At 59.8% G+C, this 20,239-nt stretch carries 19 protein-coding genes; 6 read left to right on the top strand and 13 right to left on the bottom strand.

Going from position 1 to position 20,239, the window contains the following annotated elements:
* Positions 1–11: 11 nt before the first annotated feature.
* Positions 12–593 carry a DinB family protein gene (locus tag AC1RT4_RS05870; RefSeq protein ID WP_493084237.1) on the top strand — a complete coding sequence of 194 codons (582 nt, stop codon included), beginning with the start codon at positions 12–14 and terminating at the stop codon, positions 591–593.
* Positions 594–691: 98 nt separating this feature from the next.
* Positions 692–1,189 (top strand): GNAT family N-acetyltransferase, encoded by a 498-nt coding sequence (locus tag AC1RT4_RS05865; RefSeq protein WP_115077848.1) that lies wholly within the window; start codon positions 692–694, stop codon positions 1,187–1,189.
* A gap of 84 nt (positions 1,190–1,273) precedes the next feature.
* Here AC1RT4_RS05865 and AC1RT4_RS05860 read toward each other — a convergent pair whose 3' ends face one another.
* The 4 genes from AC1RT4_RS05860 to AC1RT4_RS05845 form a co-directional block, all read right to left on the bottom strand.
* Positions 1,274–1,480 carry a hypothetical protein gene (locus AC1RT4_RS05860; protein WP_007957512.1) on the bottom strand — a complete coding sequence of 69 codons (207 nt, stop codon included), beginning with the start codon at positions 1,478–1,480 and terminating at the stop codon, positions 1,274–1,276.
* A gap of 185 nt (positions 1,481–1,665) precedes the next feature.
* A complete protein-coding gene (locus AC1RT4_RS05855) occupies positions 1,666–3,912 on the bottom strand; it encodes a TonB-dependent siderophore receptor (protein ID WP_493084235.1) in 2,247 nt (748 codons plus the stop codon).
* A gap of 144 nt (positions 3,913–4,056) precedes the next feature.
* Positions 4,057–5,808 (bottom strand): phosphoethanolamine transferase CptA, encoded by a 1,752-nt coding sequence (locus tag AC1RT4_RS05850; RefSeq protein WP_493084233.1) that lies wholly within the window; start codon positions 5,806–5,808, stop codon positions 4,057–4,059.
* 212 nt (positions 5,809–6,020) lie between these two features.
* A complete protein-coding gene (locus AC1RT4_RS05845) occupies positions 6,021–6,203 on the bottom strand; it encodes a DUF6026 family protein (RefSeq protein ID WP_493084231.1) in 183 nt (60 codons plus the stop codon).
* Positions 6,204–6,475: 272 nt separating this feature from the next.
* On the opposite strand from AC1RT4_RS05845, the gene gnd reads away from it, so the two are divergent.
* Genes gnd through AC1RT4_RS05830 form a run of 3 tightly spaced genes read left to right on the top strand, consistent with a single transcriptional unit; the run spans position 6,476 to position 9,782 of the window.
* Positions 6,476–7,456 (top strand): phosphogluconate dehydrogenase (NAD(+)-dependent, decarboxylating), encoded by a 981-nt coding sequence (gnd, locus tag AC1RT4_RS05840; protein WP_493084229.1) that lies wholly within the window; start codon positions 6,476–6,478, stop codon positions 7,454–7,456.
* Positions 7,453–8,976, top strand: a complete 1,524-nt coding sequence (zwf, locus tag AC1RT4_RS05835; protein ID WP_493084227.1) for a glucose-6-phosphate dehydrogenase — start codon at positions 7,453–7,455, stop codon at positions 8,974–8,976. Before gnd ends, zwf begins: the two co-directional genes overlap by 4 nt.
* Entirely contained in the window at positions 8,973–9,782 is an 810-nt protein-coding gene (locus AC1RT4_RS05830) for an HAD family hydrolase (protein WP_493084225.1), read from the top strand. The genes zwf and AC1RT4_RS05830 overlap by 4 nt, the downstream gene beginning before the upstream one ends.
* A gap of 44 nt (positions 9,783–9,826) precedes the next feature.
* On the opposite strand, the gene nhaB is transcribed toward AC1RT4_RS05830, so the two are convergent.
* From nhaB to AC1RT4_RS05815, 3 genes are all read right to left on the bottom strand, one after another.
* Positions 9,827–11,329 (bottom strand): sodium/proton antiporter NhaB, encoded by a 1,503-nt coding sequence (gene nhaB / locus AC1RT4_RS05825; protein ID WP_493084223.1) that lies wholly within the window; start codon positions 11,327–11,329, stop codon positions 9,827–9,829.
* A 74-nt stretch (positions 11,330–11,403) separates the two neighbouring features.
* Complete coding sequence (locus AC1RT4_RS05820; protein WP_493084221.1) at positions 11,404–12,693, bottom strand: NHL repeat-containing protein; 1,290 nt, start codon at positions 12,691–12,693, stop codon at positions 11,404–11,406.
* A 284-nt stretch (positions 12,694–12,977) separates the two neighbouring features.
* Positions 12,978–13,244, bottom strand: coding sequence for a hypothetical protein (locus tag AC1RT4_RS05815; protein WP_007957481.1), 267 nt, complete (start codon positions 13,242–13,244; stop codon positions 12,978–12,980).
* A gap of 344 nt (positions 13,245–13,588) precedes the next feature.
* On the opposite strand from AC1RT4_RS05815, the gene AC1RT4_RS05810 reads away from it, so the two are divergent.
* Entirely contained in the window at positions 13,589–14,914 is a 1,326-nt protein-coding gene (locus AC1RT4_RS05810; protein WP_007957480.1) for a sigma-54 dependent transcriptional regulator, read from the top strand.
* A 96-nt stretch (positions 14,915–15,010) separates the two neighbouring features.
* On the opposite strand, the gene fapF is transcribed toward AC1RT4_RS05810, so the two are convergent.
* From fapF to fapA, 6 genes are all read right to left on the bottom strand, one after another.
* Positions 15,011–16,315: a fibril amyloid transporter FapF gene (gene fapF / locus AC1RT4_RS05805; protein ID WP_085603928.1), complete on the bottom strand. Its 1,305-nt coding sequence runs from the start codon at positions 16,313–16,315 to the stop codon at positions 15,011–15,013.
* A gap of 45 nt (positions 16,316–16,360) precedes the next feature.
* A complete protein-coding gene (fapE, locus tag AC1RT4_RS05800; RefSeq protein WP_493084218.1) occupies positions 16,361–17,107 on the bottom strand; it encodes a fibril amyloid subunit FapE in 747 nt (248 codons plus the stop codon).
* Positions 17,108–17,150: 43 nt separating this feature from the next.
* Positions 17,151–17,831, bottom strand: coding sequence for a fibril amyloid maturation endopeptidase FapD (gene fapD / locus AC1RT4_RS05795; RefSeq protein ID WP_108561817.1), 681 nt, complete (start codon positions 17,829–17,831; stop codon positions 17,151–17,153).
* A 63-nt stretch (positions 17,832–17,894) separates the two neighbouring features.
* Entirely contained in the window at positions 17,895–18,914 is a 1,020-nt protein-coding gene (fapC, locus tag AC1RT4_RS05790; protein ID WP_493084216.1) for an amyloid-like fimbrin subunit FapC, read from the bottom strand.
* Between the two features lie 68 nt (positions 18,915–18,982).
* Positions 18,983–19,558: a fibril amyloid subunit FapB gene (fapB, locus tag AC1RT4_RS05785; RefSeq protein WP_493084214.1), complete on the bottom strand. Its 576-nt coding sequence runs from the start codon at positions 19,556–19,558 to the stop codon at positions 18,983–18,985.
* A 1-nt stretch (position 19,559) separates the two neighbouring features.
* Positions 19,560–20,009 (bottom strand): functional amyloid chaperone FapA, encoded by a 450-nt coding sequence (fapA, locus tag AC1RT4_RS05780; RefSeq protein WP_493084212.1) that lies wholly within the window; start codon positions 20,007–20,009, stop codon positions 19,560–19,562.
* Between the last annotated feature and the right edge of the window lie 230 nt (positions 20,010–20,239).

Below are 20,239 nucleotides of genomic sequence, written 5' to 3'. Positions count from 1 at the left end.
GAGGGCGCGACATGACTCAGCCACTGTCCCACCATTTGCTGACCATGGCCTATCAGAACGCCTGGGCCAACCATCGACTGGCCAAGGCCTGGAGCCAGCTCGACGACACGCAGCTGGCGGCACCACGGGTCAGTTTCTTCCCGAGCATCCGCCTGACCCTCAACCACATCCTCACCTGCGACTGGTTCTACGTCGATGCGCTGGAGCGCGAGTTGCGCGGCGACGAACCGCATCCCGATTGCTACGTGTTCTTCAACGCTGACGAACCCTTCACCGAGGCGCAGGCCTTGCGTCGTGAGCAGGCACATGTCGACCGTCGACTGATCGCCTACTGCGAGCAACTGCGCGATGCCGATCTGGGGCGCATCGTCACCATCGCTCGCGATACGCCGCAGCACGACAGTCGCCTGCGGATGATTTCGCACCTGTTCGAACACCAGATCCACCACCGTGGCCAGGTCCACGCCATGCTCAGCGACACGCCGGTGAAACCGCCGCAACTGGACGAGTTTTTCTGTGCCGGCGAGTCCGGATTGCGAGCCGAGGATTTCGCCGAACTGGGCTGGACCGAAGAACTCATCTGGGGCCACTGAAAACGCCGGGTTGTCGACGGGGCCTGCCTCGCGCTAAGGTCGCGGAGCCTATCAGTGCGTATCAAACGCGCCGGGGCCCCGTGCGATCGAGGAAGGAAATGGATTCCGCAGAAATTCTTGTGCTTCAAGCCAGTTACACCAACCCGGTGCATGCCGAGGCCATCGGTGTGGTGCTCAATCATTACGCCGAAGACCCGATGGGTGGCGGCCATCCCATTGCTCCCGAACTGTTGCAGCAACTGCCCGCCGAACTGGCCAAGCGGCCCCACGCGTTCAGCGTCCTGGCGTTTGTCGGTGGCGAACCGGCAGGGCTGGTGAACTGCTTTGAAGGGTTTTCCACGTTTGCCTGCAAACCGTTGGTCAACGTGCACGACGTGTCGGTGGTGACGAAATTTCGCGGACTGGGGCTGAGTCAGAAAATGCTGCGCAAGGTCGAGGACATCGCCCGTCAGCGCGGTTGCTGCAAGATCACCCTGGAAGTGCTTGAAGGCAACGCCGTGGCGCAAAACTCCTACGCCAAATTCGGCTTCGCGCCGGGCATGTTCGACCCGAATCATGGGCGCATGCTGTTCTGGATCAAGGATCTGCAGGCATAAAAAAAAGGCGCCCGGAAAGGGCGCCCAACTGTCATCTGCGAAGCCAGAGCGGAGCCATCGCAGGTCCATCGGTAAAGCGTTCGCTCAAGGGCGATAGGACTCGGTGACCTGAGCGGTCTGGTCGTCCGGAACCTTGAGTTCATTGGTCTTCGCGTCAGCCTGCTGGCTTTGTGCGGAGTGAACCGGGAAATTGGCCCAGTAATGCCTCATGCGCTCGGCGCCGCCTTCGGCGAATGCGCTCGCGGATGCGAGGGTGAGTAGACCTGCAAGGATTGCAGTGGTGGTTTTCATGGTGCCTCCTACTAAAAATGTCGGAGCCGTTCATCCATGAATCTGGTCCTCGGGGCGCAGTGTCCGCCGAGGGCATTAACAAGGGGTTAACGCTCGTTCAGTGTAGGTTTTACCGGGTGTTTCCACGGCGTATCGGACGAACGCTGCACGCGTGAATGACGCGTGCAGCTCGCGAGGGAAGGGCGTCAGAGTTTCCAGTCGAGGCTCAGCGTCACGGTGCGAGGATCGCCCCAGAACACGCCGTTGTAGAAGCCGACGTTGTCGTAATACTTCTTGTCGAACAGGTTGTCGACGTTGAGGGACGCCGACAGGTGTTTGTCGAACTCGTAGCGCGACATCAGCTTGACCACAGAGTAAGCGCCCTGACTGATTCGTGTCCGTTCGGTGATGACCCGGCCATTGGCACCGCGTCCGACCGGGCGGTTGGAATTGCCGTAGACGTCACTCTGCCAGTTCACCGCGCCACCCACGGTCAGGGCGCTCCAGTCGCCCGGCAAGCGATACGCGGTGGAGACGCGAAGCATGTTCAGCGGCTGGTTGGTGTTGGTGCGGTTTTTCTCGCCGTTCAGTGCGTGGGTGTAGGTGTAGCCGGCGGTCATGTTCCAGCCGTCATGGATTTCGCCCGAGAGCTCGGCCTCAAAACCGTTGACCTTGTTGCCTTTGCCGCCGCTCTTGTAGAACTCCTCACCGGTGACCGGATCCGGTGGTACCGAGTCGTCAAGTTCCGCGACGTTGTCCTGCTTGCTCCAGAACACGGCCGTGGCCAGGTTCAGGCGTTCGTCCAGCAGGCTGCCCTTGAGGCCTATTTCATAGTTGCTGCCAACCACCGGTTCAAGGAATTTGCGATTGGCGTCGCGGTATTCCTGAGGATTGAAGATGTCGGTGTAGCTGGCATACACGGTGTATTCGGGCGTCAAGTCGTAGAGCAGCCCCGCGTATGGCGTCCACATGTCGTTGTGTTGCTGGCGGCTGGCGTCGACAGCGCTCACTTGCAGATTGTCGTCAAACGTATTGTCGGCTTTTGACGCTTTCCAGCTGCCGTAGCGGCTGCCGAGTACCGCGTGCAAGTCGTCGGTGAAACTCAGGCGTGTGGCCAGGTAACCGGCTTTCTGGCGGGTGCTGGAGGTGGAGCCGGTCAAGTTTGTGACGGTGTCGGGGAATCTGGCGATATCACCCATGTATTTCCAGTCGCGGATGCGTCCGTAACCCGGCGGCACCGGGCCGTCGATCGTATAAGGGGAGCGCTCGCTGCGCTCGGCTTCGCCATAACCGAACATCATTTCGTGTTCGCGACCGAACAGCGCATAGGGGCCCGACACGTTGAAGTCGTAAGTCTTCATTTTCTGCGTGCCAATCATATGCGACATGTAGGCTGCCATCCCGCTGCGGTCGTCCGCGGGAAAACCGGTTCCGCCGTAGTAGACCTTGCCGTCGGTATCGCTCTGGCGATGGGTGTAGGCCGCTTTCAAGTGCCAGCCGCCCGCCAGCGCCTGATCGAGGGTGGCGAATGCTGTCTTGTCCTTGATCGGCCACGAGCTCCACGACGTCGCCATGTTGGTCGAGCGACCGAGGCCCGCCTTGCCACCGTCGGCGTTCCAGTACGGCACAGTGCCCCAGGAGCTGCCTTGCACTTGTTTGTCCTGATAGTCGTAGCCGACTGCCAGCACGGTCGATTCCGTCAGATCGCCTTCGAGGATGCCGTACCCGACTTCCCGTTGCAGCGCGTAGTGGTCGCGAAACGACTGGCTGTCGCGATAGGCCAGCACACTGCGGCCGCGCAAACGGCCATCGAAGGCAAGCGGACCACCCACGTCCACGTAACTGTAGTAATCGTCATAGCTGCCGCCGCTGACGCCGGCCAACGCCTGCAACTGCGCGGTGGGGCGCTTGCGCACCATGTTGATGGTGGCAGAAGGATCACCTGCGCCGGTGGTCAGGCCGGTGGCGCCCCGTACCACTTCGATCCGGTCGTAGATGATCGTGTCGGAATCGGACTTCATCCGGCTGAAGGTGTTGAGCATCCCGTCGATCTGGAAGTTGTTGATCGAGTAGCCGCGGGATGAATAGTTGACCCGATCCGAGTCGTAGTGCTGCACCACGACGCCTGTGGTCTGGCTCATGGCTTCGGACAACGTACCGAGCTTGAAATCATCCATTTGCTGGCGAGTGACCACGGACACCGATTGCGGGGTTTCCTTGATCGACAGGTTCAACCGCGTCGCCGTGCTCATGGCGCCGGTGGTGTAGGCGTGGGTGATTTCGGTGGTGCTGCCCAGGCCTTGGGCGGTGACGCTGGTCGAGGCCAGCTCCAGGGCCGGCGCAGCAGGGGGCGACTGTTTTTCTGTGTCGGTTTCAGCCAGCAGATCCGGGCTCAGTGCAACACTGCACAGGCCCAGGGTGAGGGTCATGGAACGGGTGATGGGCGCGAACATCGCAGCCGACTCCTTGTCTTCGAGGGAAAAATTCCGTTTGCTCAAAGACGAAGGCGGGCAGTGCGATTTAGTGTCAAACGAGAAATATTGTTATTTGAAGGCGTTTCGCCGATATGAAAAAAGGGCCGTTTCCGGCCCTTTTTGTTACTGCTGCAGCACCACTTCCGTGGTCGCCGTGGCAGGCTTTTTCGGCTTCATCAGGCTGAAGTCGATCAGGGCCCGCTGTTCACGTTCGTAAGGGTTGCCGATCAACAGCGGACGCGGCTTGAAGCTGTCGCTGACCAGACTCTTGCTGCGATCCAGTTCATCGAAACTCAAGCCGGCCAGGTCCGCCCACGTATGGATCAGGTGCGAGCTGCTGTAAGGGCGGCTCAGATCCCCGGCGAAACTCCAGTCGTGGTTTTCGCGCCACTTCGGCGACGCCCAGGCCATGAACGGAATGGTGTACATCGGCGCCGTCGGCTTGTTTTCGTTGCGGCCCAGCGTGCTGTGGCCCACCGAGTCGAACACGTCTTCACCGTGGTCGGAGAGGTACAGCAAAAAGCCGTTCGGATCGGATTTGGCGTAGTCCTTGATCAGGCTCGAGACCACGAAATCGTTGTACAGCACCGCGTTGTCGTAGCTGTTGTAGGTCGGGACCTGATCGTCACGCACGCCGGCCGGAACGCCGTTGCGATCCTGGAACTTGTCGAAGCTCGGCGGATAACGGTACTGGTAGCTCATGTGCGTACCGAGCAGATGCACGACGATCAACTTGCGCGGTGCCGCGTCGGCCAGGGCCTTGTTGAACGGCTCGATCACGTCGCCGTCGTACTGCGCGGCGTTCTGGTTGCGGTTGTTGTTCAGGTACACCTGCTCGTCGGCCTGTTCGGAGAACGTCGTGAGCATGGTGTTGCGCTTGGTCATGGTCTGCTGGTTGGTGATCCAGAACGTCTTGTAGCCGGCCTGTTTCATCATGCTGACCAGCGACGGCGTGGACAGGTACAGGTCCGGGTTCTCTTCGTCGGCGAACGTCAGCACCTGTTGCAGCGCTTCAATGGTGTAAGGGCGCGGGGTGATGACGTTGTCGAACACCGACAGCTGATCCTTGAGCTTGTCCAGCTCCGGCGTGGTCTTACGCGGGTAACCGTAGAGGCTCATGCGCTGGCGGTTGGTGGATTCGCCGATCACCAGCACCAGAGTCGCCGGCTGGTTGGCGCCCGAGTCCTTGAGGTTTTTCAGCGGCGGGATCTTGCTCGCGCTGTGCAGCATGCCCTGCATGTCGGCCAGGGTTTCCTGATAGCGGTGATAAGCCACGGCCATCTGCCACGGCACGGCAGGCTCGATGCGGGTTTCGAATTTCTCGAAGCCTTGCTCGAAGCTGCCGGTGCGCATTGTCTGCTTGACCAGCGGATAACCGATCACGGCCACCAGAATCGCCATGGCGGCGACGAACGCGCGGCCACGGGGCAGGTACACCGGACGCAGGCGGGTCCACAGGAAATACGCGAACGCAGTGTGCGCAAGGAACGCAGGAACCATCCACCAGGCAAAGTACTGGGTCATGTACTCGCCGGCTTCGGACACGTTCGACTCGAACATGATGAAGATCACGCTCTGGGAGAATTCCTGCTGGTAGATGAAGAAATAACCCAGGCTGGCCATCGAGCAGGCCCACAGCACCACGCCGATCAGCGCGGCGAGCAGACGGGTGCGTTTGGGGAACAGCAGCATCGGCGCGAGCCACACGGCGCTCATCACGAAGGCCTGGCGAAAGCCGGTGAACCCTGAGGTGCCCGTCAACTGGATCAGCAGTTGGGTGATACCGGAGAAGTACCAGAAAAACACGAACAGCCAGAGAAAACCGGCCCAGTCGAAACCTGTCGCAGTCGTATTGCTGCGTTTGAACACCGCCATTCAGCACTCCAGCTCAGTCGTCACATCCACCGCCGGGCGCTTCATGCAACCGGCGCATGAACCCGACGAACGGAGGCCATGCGCAGACACGCACGGCCAGAATGCGCCGGAGTATCAACAAGCGAATGTGAAAACTTTGTTAGTTGCCGAAAAAGGCCAGAGGTGCAGCATGTCGGGAACGGCAATGGCCGCTCCCGAAGCGGGCGGGGAGATCAGGCGTGGGGCGAGCGCTGTACGCGCGGCAAGGACTGTGGCTCGGCGCCCTGGGTCAGCAGGCGCAATTGCGCGAGTTCCTGCTTGAGCTGATCGCGTTCATCTTTCAACTGTCGCAATTCATCGCGACGGATGGTGACGTACAGGGTTTGTGGCGGCATTGCTGTGTGTACTGTGCCCATTGCTCACCTCGCAAATGGCGTGTCTCAACTGCAGATCAGCCCCGGTTTCGGGCCTTGACCTGCTATCGGCGCCGATTTTGATTTCTTTTGCTCGTGAATGGAACTTTTTTATTTTTCATGGTCGTTGTGTCTTCGGCACGTTTCCAGACGTTATCAGTCTGGATCGGGCACAATGCACGGAAACTTCAACCCGACGCTCTGGACTAACCTCCATTAGTCGCGTTGGGCTATACCTTTGACACACTTTTATTTGTAGTAAGGAGCATCAGCACATGCAACTCGGGATTATTGGACTGGGCCGCATGGGCGGCAATATTGCGCGACGTCTGATGCTCAACGGTCACACCACCGTTGTTTACGACCGCAATACCGCCTTTGTCGACACCCTGGCCGCCGAGGGCTCTACCGGCGTCGCCGACCTGCCTGCACTGGTCGCAGGCCTGGCCAAGCCGCGTGCGGTGTGGGTCATGCTGCCGGCCGGCGCACCGACTGAAGACACCATCGAAACCCTGAGCTCGCTGCTCGAGGCGGGCGACACCATCATCGATGGCGGCAACACCAACTACAAGGACGACATCCGCCGGGCCAAAACCCTGGCCGAGAAGGGCCTGCACTACATCGACGTCGGCACCTCCGGCGGCGTCTGGGGCCTGGAACGCGGCTACTGCATGATGATCGGCGGCGATGCCGAGACCGTTAAGCGTCTCGACCCGCTGTTCGCCGCGCTGGCGCCGGGCATGGGTGACATCCCGCGCACCAAGGACCGCAAGTCCGATGACCACCGTGCCGAGCACGGCTACATCCACGCCGGTCCCGCCGGTGCCGGTCACTTCGTCAAGATGATCCACAACGGGATCGAGTACGGGATGATGGCGGCCTTCGCCGAAGGTTTCGACATCCTCAAGACCAAGTCCAGCGAGCGTCTGCCGGAAGATCAGCGTTTCGACCTGAACGTGGCCGACATCGCCGAAGTCTGGCGTCGTGGCAGCGTGGTGTCGTCGTGGCTTCTCGACCTGACTGCCGATGCTTTGGCCAGCGATCCGAAACTCGACGGTTTCTCGGGCTCCGTGGCGGACAGCGGCGAAGGCCAATGGACCATCGAAGCGGCCATGGAACAAGCGGTGCCGGTGCCGGTGCTGTCCAACTCGCTGTTCTCGCGCTACCGCTCGCGCGGCCAGGGCACTTTCGGCGACAAGATTCTTTCGGCCCAGCGCTTCGGCTTCGGCGGCCACGTGGAGACGCCTAAGAAATGACCCATTCGATCCGCAGGAAATCCAAGGCAGAACCCGCGCCACCGACCACGCTGTTTCTGTTCGGCGCCCACGGTGATCTGGTCAAGCGCCTGCTCATGCCGGCGCTGTACAACCTGAGTCGCGACGGCCTGCTGGATGATGGCCTGCGGATCGTCGGCGTTGACCACAACGCCATCACCGATGAAGCCTTCGCGCAAAAGCTCGAAGACTTCATCCGCACCGAAGTGGCGGCGAAAGTCGGCAAGGGCGATCAGATGCTTGATCCGGCCTTGTGGGCCAAGCTCGCCAAGGGCATCAGCTACGTCCAGGGCGATTTCCTGGACGACAGCACTTATTCAGCCCTGGCGGCGAAAATCGCCGACAGCGGCACTGGCAATGCGGTGTTCTACCTGGCCACCGCGCCACGTTTCTTCAGCGAAGTGGTGCGCCGCCTCGGCAGCGCCGGGTTGCTCGAAGAAACCCCCGAAGCTTTCAGAAGGGTGGTGATCGAAAAGCCGTTCGGCTCCGACCTGCAGACCGCCGAGGCGTTGAACGCCTGCCTGCTCAAGGTCATGTCGGAAAAGCAGATCTACCGGATCGATCACTATCTGGGCAAGGAAACCGTGCAGAACATTCTGGTCAGCCGGTTCTCCAACAGCCTGTTCGAAGCGTTCTGGAACAATCACTACATCGACCACGTGCAGATCACCGCCGCCGAAACCGTCGGCGTCGAAACCCGTGGCAGTTTTTACGAACACACCGGCGCCCTGCGGGACATGGTGCCCAATCACCTGTTCCAGTTGCTGGCCATGGTCGCAATGGAGCCGCCGGCGGCGTTCGGCGCCGATGCGGTGCGGGGCGAGAAGGCCAAGGTAGTCGGTGCGATCCGGCCCTGGACCACCGAAGAAGCACGGGAAAACTCGGTGCGCGGCCAATACAGCGCCGGTGAAGTCGCTGGCAAACCGGTGGCCGGTTATCGCGACGAGAACAACGTCTCGCCCGACAGCACCACGGAAACCTACGTGGCGCTGAAAGTGATGATCGACAACTGGCGCTGGGTCGGCGTGCCGTTCTACCTGCGCACCGGCAAACGCATGAGCGTGCGCGACACCGAGATCGTCATCTGCTTCAAACCGGCGCCGTATGCGCAGTTCCGGGATACCGAGGTCGACGAACTGCAGCCGACCTACCTGCGTATCCAGATCCAGCCCAACGAAGGCATGTGGTTCGACCTGCTGGCCAAGCGGCCGGGGCCGGCGCTGAACATGGCCAATATCGAGCTGGGTTTCGCCTACAAGGATTTCTTCGAAATGCAGCCGTCCACCGGCTACGAAACCCTGATCTACGACTGCCTGACCGGTGACCAGACGCTGTTCCAGCGCGCTGACAACATCGAGAACGGCTGGCGCGCGGTGCAGCCGTTCCTCGACGCCTGGCAACAGGACGCGAGCGTGCAGAGTTATGCCGCCGGCGAAGACGGGCCGAAAGCCGCCGATGACCTGCTGACTCGCGATGGTCGCGTCTGGCATGGTCTCGGATGAGCGAGCCGATCCGTTTTCTGTTGAGTGACATGGACGGCACGCTGTTGCTGCCCGATCACAGCCTGAGCCAGCGCACGATTGACGCGGTTCGTGCGCTGCGCGAGGCGGGCGTGCTGTTCAGCCTGGCCACCGGGCGCCCGCCCAAAGCCATGCTGCAGCAGATCGAGGCCCTGGGCGTCGATCTGCCGACGGCGGCGTTCAATGGCGGCACGATCGTCAACCCGGATGGCAGCATTCTGGTTGCACATTACCTGCCGGCCACGGCAGCGCTGACTGCACTGGCACTGTTCGCCGATCAGCCGGACGTCGAAATCTGGGTGTTCAGCGGTGGCGACTGGCTGCTCAAGGACCCGCACGGGCCGATGGTGCCGCGTGAGCAGCATGGGCTCGGGTATCCGCCAGTGGTGGTGGAGAGTTTCGAGCCGTATCTGGAGCGTATCGACAAGATCGTGGCGACCAGCAACAACACTGAGCTGCTGATCGAGTTGGAGGCGCAGTTGCTGCCGAAAGTCGAGGGCATGGCGCAGGTGTCGCGCTCGCAACCGGTTTACCTGGATGTGACGGCGGTCGAGGCCAACAAGGGCTCGGCGCTGGTCACGCTGGCTGAACACCTGGGCGTGCCGCTGGCGCAGACCGCTGCGATTGGCGATGGCGGCAATGATCCGGCGATGTTCCATGTTGCCGGTTTGTCGATTGCCATGGGGCAGGCCGAGGACGCGGTGAAGCGTCAGGCCGACGTGGTGACCGGGCCGAACACCGAGGATGGTGTGGCGCAGGCTATCGAAAATTACATCTTGCCGCTCTGATCGAGGCATAAAAAACGGGAGCCCCATGGCTCCCGTTGTTGTTTCTACAGCCAGTAACTCACGGCGTACCAGCCGAGCAATCCCATCACCACGGTGTAGGGCAACGCCATCCAAACCATCCGACCGTAGGACAAGCGCACCAGCGGTGCAATCGCCGACGTCAGCAGAAACAGGAACGCGGCCTGACCATTGGGCGTCGCTACGCTCGGCAGGTTGGTGCCGGTGTTGATCGCAATCGCCAGCGTCTCGAAATGCTCGCGGCTCATGTGGCCGGACAGGAATGCCTGCTTCACTTCGGTGATGTAGATCGTGGCCACGAACACGTTGTCACTGATCGCCGACAGCAAGCCGTTGGCGATGAACAGCATTCCCGGCTGCTGATCGGCCGGCAGTGCCAGCACCCACTGGATCAGCGGCGCGAACAGTTGCTGGTCGTGAATCACGGCGACCACGGCGAAGAACACCACCAGCAGCGCGGTGAACGGCATGGCGTCCTTGAAGGCGCTGCCCAGTCGGTGCTCATCGGTGATGCCGGTGAACGCCGTGATCAGCACGATCACCATCAGGCCGATCAGGCCGACTTCCGCGATATGGAACGCCAGCCCGGCAATCAGGATCAGCGCAGCGCAGCCTTGCACCAGCAGGGCGGCGCGTTGGCGCGGGGTGCGCTCGGCGTTGTCTTCGGCGGCGTAGTTGGCCAGCACGGCGCGTACGTTGTCCGGCAGCAGCGTGCCGTAGCCGAACCAGCGCAGTTTCTCCAGCAACACGCAGGTCACCAGTCCCGCGACCAGAACCGGCAGGGAAACCGGCGCGACTTTCAGGAAAAACTCGGCGAAGTGCCAGCCCATTTCATGGCCGATCAGCAGGTTCTGCGGTTCACCCACCAAGGTGCAGACGCCGCCCAATGCAGTGCCGACTGCGCCGTGCATCAACAGGCTGCGCAGGAAGGCGCGAAACTGTTCCAGGTCCTCATGATGCAGTTGGGGCAGATGCTGGTCATCGCTGAATTCGCTGTCCTGGCGCGGATCGTTGCCGGAGGCGACACGGTGGTAAACCGAATAGAAGCCTACGGCAGCGCTGATGATTACAGCCGTCACGGTCAGTGCGTCGAGAAACGCCGACAGAAACGCCGACAAAAAGCAGAACATCAGGGCCAGGAGCGCCTTCGAACGCACGCCCAGCAACAGACGCGAGAACAGGAACAGCAGCAGGTCTTTCATGAAGTAGATGCCGGCGACCATGAACATCAGCAGCAGAATCACCGGGAAATTGTGCTGCAGCTCTTCATACAGCGCCTGGGGCGTGGTCATTTTCAGCAGCAGCGCTTCGATCAGCAGCAAGCCGCCGGGCATCAGCGGGTAGCACTTGAGCGCCATGGCCAGGGTGAAAATGAACTCGATCACCAGCAACCAGCCAGCCGCGACCGGGCCGACAGTCCACAGCACCAGCGCGTTGAGAATCAGAAACCCGACGATGCACGCCTTGTACCAGCGGGGCGAATGCCCGAGAAAATTGTGCGCGAACGCCTGGGCCATCGAACCGGACATCGGTTGCTCCTTGTTTTAAGAAGCGCGCAAGTTGCCGTAAGCGATGGGCAAGATCAAGTGCAGGAAGGTTCGCATCATTGATTCAGATAACGCGCGACCACTGCGCGGTAGTTGCCATCCAGCGAATAACCGCCCACCAGAATTTCGCCATCCGTTTGTATCGCCACTGAAGTGGCGGTATCGAGGCTGCGCCCCAGCCGCGTACGCAACCAGCCATTACCGGAACCGAAGCTTCGATCAAGGCTGCCGTTGGCCAGATAGCGGGCGACGATGAAGTCGGCTTCAACCCCGCCGATGGTCGCGCCGACCGCGAGGGTGCGACCGTCCGGCATCGCTTGCGCTGCGCTCCACTGGCAACCGCTGGGACCGATTTCCAACAAATGCGGCTGACCACCGTTGCAGTGCAGATCGGGGCGACCGTTGCCATGGACAGACAACGCCATGCATCGAATCGGATCGCGACTGCTCCCAAAGCAATGGAGATGCTCCGCCGATTCGATGACTTGATTGACCAGAGCGCTGCGCCCCTGGACCTTAAAGGCCAGGAAGCCGTCCACTGCAAAACGTTCGTCGAGCCGCCCGTTCGGCAGGTAACGGGCGAGCAGGCCTTCCTGAGGGAAGTCGATGGAGCCGGCTACCACGATTCGTCCGTCGTCCTGTAGCAGCAGACCGCCTAGCCAGGTATTGAGCAGCAAGTGACGGACCATGACGAACCCGCGACCGTTGAAGGACGGATCGAGGCTGCCATCGGGTTTGAGGCGGATCAGCATGCCGACGTGATCGGCCAGTTCGAAGTGATGGTTTGCGATCAGCAGGATATGCCCGTCCGGTTGCACCGCGAAATCGCAGGCTTCGGCGCCTGGAACGCCCGGCGGGAGCCAGGCGTCGCGGGTGCCCATGGACAGGTCGCCGGGCAGGTGGACAACTTGCCGGCCGTTGTCACCGAAATCCGGGTCGGGTCGGCCCTGGGCATCGAACAGGGCCAAAGCGGGCAGGGTGCGATGTTCTGATTCGTAGTGCAGGCCCGCCAGCAGAATCCGCCCGTCAGGCAGGACTTGAACCTTGCTGCCGGTGGCTTCGAAACCGGCGGCGAACCGACCGATCACGCTGCCTTGAAAACCGAACCCAAGATCCGCCGAGCCGTCCTCCAGCAGGCGCGCCAGCCCGAAACGACTGCCTTGAGCAGTGCCCACCTTGGCGGCGACCAGAATCCGGCCTTGCGCATCGAGCGCCACGCTCTGGGTCAGACTGGACGTACTGCCGGCGAAGTAGACCTGTGCCACGCCGTTGCTGGAAAAGGTCTTGTCGAGTTGTCCGGCGTTATTCGCTAGCGTCGGCAGCGCTATCGCGATCTGGGATGACATGCATGCTTCTCCTTGCGAGTCGACCGATATCCGGAGGCGGAACGGGTAACTGCATGAGCGAAACATTCAATCCCTGAATACGCGCTAGTACAACTGTAAGAACTAACAGGTGGAGGGTCGTACTGTGCCAGAACAGTGTCTTTTTGAACCAGTCGCAAGCCTGCCAAGCATTCAGGTGCGAAAGTATTGAGGAAAGTTGTACAAAGAAACTGAAGTTGGAAAAAGATTCGCAACTAACAGAAGAGGGCGGATGACTTGAGCGTCATCCGCATTACCCGCAAATATCAGTGTGGCATCGACCAGGATTGCAACGCGTAACCTTCTTCGCTCAATTCGGCGCGGGCTTGTTGCAGGAGGTATTCAAGTTGCGCCGGATCGGAGTAGGCGCTGCTCGGAATCTGGGTGCGACCGATCTGGGAGTTGGTACGGTCAATGACGGTCAGGCTCAGTTCGCCATTGCCGTCTTGTGGGGCCCAGGCGACGCATTGAAATGGCTTGAATGCGCGGTTGGCAATCAAAAGAGCTTCGTTGATACGGAGCGGGGCGGTCATGGGATCTTCTCTCTATAGTGCCCAATCAAGTGATGTGCCGTCGGTTGGGCTTACCGTTCGGCGAGTTACTTGTACTGATGCACGCAACCCGCTGGCGGGTCACACAGAATTTGAAGAAATTTCGACTTTCTTTCATACACTCAATATTCAGACAGGTTTTGAAAGCCTGGTGAAAGAATCAAGTCGATAGCTAACTAATAAATCCGGTTCTTATAACTGCTTCACTTGTACACCTATAAGCAATCGATACAAGACGCCGTCAAATTCTTGCTAATGTAACAGTCAGGTTTGCCAAATGACTGTTTTTACGATCATTTCCTAAAATTTGGCGCCAAGGAACAGTCATGAGCGAAGCGCCTGCATTACGACGTTTATTGGTCGTCGACCCGTGCGACGACTGTCACCGATTGTTGCCGGGTTTACGTGCTGTAGGTTGGGACGTCGACAGTTGTAGCCTGGAGAATGCCGCCGACCGAAGCTGCGATGTCGGCCTGTTGCGGTTGCAGCCTTTTCACCTGGAACGTCCCGAAGCCGTCAAAGAGCTGATCAGCCGCAGTGGCACCGAATGGATCGCCGTGCTGAATCAGGAAGTGCTGCGCTTGCAGAACGTCGGCGATTTCGTCTGCGAATGGTTTTTCGATTTCCACACCTTGCCGTTCGACGTGTCACGGGTGCAGGTCACCCTCGGTCGCGCGTTCGGCATGGCGCGTCTGCGCGGTCAGGGCACGATTCACGTCGATCAGCCGGAACACGAGCTGTTGGGCGACAGCAAACCGATCCGCGAGCTGCGCAAGCTGCTGAGCAAACTGGCACCCACCGAGTCGCCAGTGCTTATTCGCGGCGAAAGCGGCACCGGTAAAGAACTGGTGGCCCGTACCCTCCACCGGCAGTCGCAACGCCACAGCAAGCCGTTTGTGGCGATCAACTGCGGGGCGATTCCCGAGCATTTGATCCAGTCCGAACTGTTCGGTCATGAGAAGGGGGCTTTCACCGGCGCCCATCAGCGCAAGGTCGGACGTATCGAAGCGGCCAATGGCGGCACCTTGTTTCTCGATGAAATCGGCGATCTGCCGCTGGAACTGCAAGCCAATCTGTTGCGTTTCCTTCAGGAAAAACACATTGAACGGGTCGGCGGCAGTCAACCGATCCCGGTGGATGTGCGGGTGTTGGCGGCAACGCACGTCGACCTTGAGGCGGCGATCGAGAAGAAGCGCTTTCGTGAGGACTTGTACTACCGGCTCAATGTGCTGCAGGTGGTGACCGCGCCGTTACGCGAGCGCCACGGCGATCTGTCGATGCTGGCCAACCACTTTTCCCACTTCTACAGCCATGAAACCGGCCGCCGTCCGCGCAGCTTCAGTGAAGACGCGCTGATCGCCATGGGCAAGCACGACTGGCCGGGCAATGTCCGCGAACTGGCCAACCGCGTGCGCAGGGGGCTGGTGCTGGCCGAAGGGCGACAGATCGAGGCCCGTGATCTGGGGCTGATCAGCCAGCAGTCGATCGCCGCACCGATGGGCACGCTCGAAGACTACAAGACCCGCGCCGAACGCCAGGCGTTGTGTGATGTATTGAACCGGCACAGCGACAATCTCAGCGTTGCCGCCAAAGTGCTGGGGGTTTCCCGGCCGACTTTCTACCGTTTGCTGCACAAGCACCAGATCCGCTAGGGCGCGGTGCTTCCTGAAGACAGGAAGCTGAAAAGGCCCGCTGCGATGCAAGTCGCAGCGGGCCTTTTTATGATGTTGCGTTCATTGTGTCGACGTTTAGAAGTAGTAAGGGAATTTCAGGCTGAAGGAAAAGTCCGGGGCATCGTCGGTCATGCCGATGGACAGGTTGGGCACGATGGTCAGGTTGTCGGTGGCCGCGATGGTCATGCCGACGTTGAAGTAACCGGCGTTGGCGTCGCTGGACACCACCGATTCCCAATCCCCGCCATCCTGTTTCAGCTTGCTCTTGCGTTGCACCAGGTCGGATACGGAGAACGACATACTCATCTTCTCGTTCAGTGCGAAGGCAACACCCGCGCCAATCTGGAAGCTGTCGCCGATGCGTACCTTGCCCGGGTTTTTCTGGTTGACGGTCGAACTGATGTCGTCGAACGATTCCTCGAAGTTATGGGTGTAGGACAGGCTGCCGAACAACACGGCCGGGTCAAACGTCTTGACCAGCGAGATGCCCGGGGTGATCGACCAGACGCCGTTGCCGGTGGGCAGGGTGTCAGGCACGAACAGGTTCGAATTGGCATCGGTCTGGCGCAGTTTGATACCGAACGGATCCTTGCCCGTAGGCGCCTTGACCCGCAAGGAAACCACGGCGTCCGGGGTGTTGACCGACTCGTCCAGGAACTTGTAAGCAATGCCGAAGTTGACGTCGCCGATAGTCGGGTCGCGGCTTACGTCCTGTTCGGTGGTGACGTTGGAGGCGCCTCCGTTGCCGCCGCCGGACTGATAGGTCGATTCACGGTAGACCACCGGCACGTTCAGGTCGAACTGCCAGCGGTTGTCAAAGTTGTAGCGGCCCGTCAGGTCGAGGGTCCAGGTGTCGGCCTTGATCCGGTCGAGGTTGATGTTGCCCAGAAAGATCGAGTCCAGGGCGAGGAAGCCGTTGAGGATCAGTTGGCGGGTGTCGTAGCGTGAGTAGGTCACGCCGGTTTCAAAGCTGAACTTGCCGCCGCCAAAGAAGCCGCTGGCTTCGTCGTACAGATTGGACACGCTCTGTGCCGGTTGCGAATCGTCGGCCAGCGATTGGCCATAGGATGCGCCGCTGCCCCCGGCGGCGCCCCCCGACGCTGCCGCAGCCCCGGTGCCGGTGGCTACCCGGTTGCCTTTCATGTCCGAAGGCGATTTGGCCAGGCGTTTTGGGGGTGGGGAGGCGGGTTGTTCTTCGACCTGGCGGACCCGCTGTTCGAGCACCGCCAGGGCCTTTTGCTGCACTTCGTATCGTTGCTTAAGCTCCAGAAGTTCCTGTTTCAGGGCTTCTACATCCGCATCGGGTGCTGCTTGCAACATCGCCGCGGGTAGAAGAGTACTCAAACATACAGCGGCACGCAGTGATACTGATCGATACATGAATAAGCCGTCCCTTTAAGCCCAATGATCGAGACTCAGCGTAGTTCAATATCCGATGTTGCGTAGTGCCCTGAGTTGAGTCAGGTTGCAGTCCAGTGCGCCGGCAGTCATGCCGTTATTGTTAAGGACAACGTTGAGTTGTGTCAGGTTGTTGACTACGTTCGCGTTACCCAGCAAGCGGGTGTTTTGCAGCAATCCGCCTTGGGCGACCTGTTGCAAGGCTGTACCCTGATTGCCGGAGGCCTGAATGGCCATTTGCACACCGCCATTTGTGGCTGAAACCGCGACGCTGCCGGCACCGTTGCTGCCGGAAATGGTCTGGCCGGCCATCAAGGCCTGGCCCTGGGCGGGCATCAGGGCAGGTGCCTGACTGGCTTCTTTGACGTTGATCGCAACGTTGTTGTAGGCGGAGTTGCCGTCGCCAGCGGCGCGCACACTCTGCGTCACGCCCTGGCTGGAGTTGAGTCCCGCGCCACCCACGACCGAGCCAGTCCCCAGTTCCGGGGTACTGCCATTGCCGTGTTCCTTGATGGTCGAGACGTAGAATTCAGGTTTTACCGAAGCTGCCTGCAATTGCATCGTGGCCGAGGCCCCGATCAGATCTCCACTGGCGTTGCGCCAGGTACTGCTCATGACGACACCGAAGCTGATGATCCGGCCCGGCATAACGTAGCGACCGCGTAGCTCAGCGAGCTCCTGGTCCTTGATTTCGATGGGTTTGAATCCTGCATTGGCATAGCCTGACGCGCTCGCTGCCAGGCAGGCGGCGGCCAGCCAGTATGAGGTTTTCATCTGCTGCTCCCGGGACATCCAGCCCCACTCTTGTAATCGGCGATTAAAAGAAGTCGCTCTGTATGAACCCGAAGTCCATCAATTCAGCATCTTTGACCGGGTTGAATCCATCCAGCTTGTTTTTGGCCGTCAGCGGTGTCGGAGGACTGCGTAATGCATTGGTCTTGTCGTATCCGGGGCCGACGATGGCAAAGACAATGCCGTTCCAACCTTTGACAAAGTCATCATGGGAGTAGCGTTTGTGTCCTAAAACCGGGTCTCCGATGTAAACCCAATCCTTGTCCGCCCGCTGCATCACCACGAAATGCTTGTAGCCGCGAATTTCCATCAGTACCACCACCGGGATCGTGACTGCGTCAAGTTTTTCCCGGGGAATCTTGTAGCCCCTGGCGCGCATGCCGATGCTTTCTATGTAGCGCTTCATGTCCAGCATGGAAAAACCCTGAGTACGAACAAGGTCCTGGTCAGCGTTGACCAGCATGCCTTTGATGATGTGCTCTTCATCGACGTCGAGCCAATAGGCCTGGCGCAATACCGTCGCCAGTGCGGCGGCGCCGCAGCTGAAATCGGTTTTCTGTTCGACGATGTCGGCAAACTTGCGCTCACGGATGCTTTGCACGTTCTTGTAGACAAGCGTGCCGCCAGGCAAGGCAGCAACGGGCATCTGGGCAGCCTGGGTCAGGCCACAGAAGCAAAGCAGAGCGAGGAGGGCAGTCTTACGCATGATCGATACGCCTTTGCGGACTGAGGAAAAGCCCCGTTTCCGGGGCTTTCGTTTCGATCGCGATTACAGGCAGGCTTTGCAACCTGCGGCGATGGACAGCGAGTTGCTTTGTTGGTTGCCGACACCAGCAGCGTTGTTGAAGCCAGCGTTGCCGTTGAAGTTGTTGCCGACATTGCTCATGTTGGCAGTGTTGGTAACTGGGTTTTTCCAGCCGTCTGGAGTCAGCACTTGTTGAGTGGTCACGCCAGCCAGACCGAATACACCCACGGCTACGAAGTCAGATTTCTGATCTTTGCCGCCGCCGTTACCGCCATGGCCCCGGTCGTTGTTGCCATAGCCGCCACCGCCGTGACCGTGATCGTCATCTTTGGTGGTTGCAGTGCCTGCGGCCACGAACGCGCCGACGGCGTTGACAGTACCAGTGAGGGTTTCTTTTTTGTTAACCACGGTGCCGTAGTTGGAAACACTCAAGCCAGTGGAGCTTTGGTTGGCAGCGGCTGCTGCGTTAGCTACACGACCACCGGATACAGCGATTGCCAGGTTGTTTTTCTGTTGGTTGAAGTCGCCGGCAGCGTTGTTCACGCCGATGTTGCCGGATCCACCGTTGCCGACATTGTTCATGTTGGCATTGGCAGTGCTTGAGTAGTTATAGACAGTGTTGGCGTTGTTGACCTGAGTTGCGCTGGAAACCGCAACCGCGGTGCCGAAGATAAAGCTTTCGTCAGCCGTGGCCAGAGCAGCCGCGTTGTCTTGTTGGTTGCCATCGCCCGCGGCGTTGTTCATGCCGAGGTTGCCATTGCCACCGTTCGCGGAGTTGCTGATCTGGGCGTCGTTTTTGGTCCCTTGGTTCAGGACGTCGTTGCCTTGGCTGTTTTGGACATCGAGCACTGCGGCACCGGCGCCAGCGCCGATTTGCAGCAGTTGTTCCAGGGTTGGGCCTTTTGGTTCATGGTTGCCATGACCGTTGCCGTGCCCGTTACCATGACCGTGATTATTATCATCACGACCGCCTGCCTGTGCTGCGATTGCCATCACTGCTGCGAGTGCGAAAACCAGTGGTTTGAGGGCCATTGTAGGTTTCATGGTGTTTCTCCGTGCTTATTAGTTGGTTAAGTGTTGGTACTTTCTAATTGCACTGCTTTTTATTTGGGTCAGTCTGCGACCCGGATGCTCAGGGTGTTAGCCATTCGGTTCCCCACCCCGGCACTCTGGTTCACCTGGATTACCCCTCGGCTGCCGGTGAAGGCCTGATCACTTGTCGTGACCTGGCGACTGCCGGGTGAGGTGCCAGTTGCTCCTGAGCTCGGTAACAACGCCACGTTCTGTTGGGAAAGGGCGCTATCGTCAACGCTCTGCGGGCCGGCACTGATGCTGACGCGCGTTACGTTGGCCATCTGGTTGTTGGCCCCGGCGCCCTGGTTCACGCCCAGGATTCCGTTGCCATTGGTGAAGGAGTTGCCGCCGATATTCGCGCTCGCATTTACAGAGCGGTCGGCCGGTGTATTGATTCGCTGGATGACGCTGGTGGTTGCGCTGGCGTCGGTGCCAATTGCGATGGCCTTGGTGTTGGTCTGTTGCATTTGGTCGCCGGCGGCCTGGTTGACGTTGTAATTGCCGCGGTACTGAATGCCGGTATCTTGAATGTTCGCGTTGTCCACAGAACTGGGGCCGGCCGCCATGGCGCTGGCACAGCCGAACAGGGCAAGCAGAAGCAGGGAACGATTCATCTCATTGGCCTCCAGCCATGCGGGTCAACGGAGCAAGGCCGGTGCTCATGGCACGGTTGACGGTATTGGAGATCGCACCGCCGGAGCCGCCGCCGTGACCGGCGCTCATGCCTGGCATGCCGTTCGGGTTGGTCAGGGTGTTCAGTCCGGGCACGCCGGAATTGGGCGTCACCATGCTGCCGCGAATCGAGGAACCACTGGCTACACTGGCAAATTCACCGTCGTTGAGCTCAGTGCTGGTCATGGCGCTATCGATGCGCCCGGCCGGGTTGGCATTGACGGTCGTCGGGTAGGGATCTTTGCCGCCGCTGCGGCCGATCGGGATCGGCTGGACATCACGATTGAGTACGATCACGCCATTGCCTTCGGCCTGAACGTTGAAACTGAGGAAAGTGCTGGCAGCTGATCCGATCAGCAGAAGGCAGGTAAAGGCTTTATTGATATTCCCCACGACGGCAATTCCTTCTTCAGTGGGCTGAGCCTGTTCAGCGTTGTGAAGGAGAGAGCGAAAGCTGTGCCGTTTTTCAAATGTCTTTGTATTTCAGTGCCTTGGGTTGGAATAGCGCAGGGCTGATACAAATACTGTTTCAACGTTGAAACAGGCCAGGGCCTTCTCGGCCCCCCACAGCCATTGCAAAGCTCTGGAACAAGGGTTTGCAGGGCAGTGTTTCAACCGCTTAA

The sequence above is a fragment of the Pseudomonas sp. GW821-FHT11D10 genome (assembly GCF_058808435.1).
The sequence above is the reverse complement of the archived record's forward strand: the minus strand, read 5'-3'. Positions and strand labels throughout refer to the sequence as shown.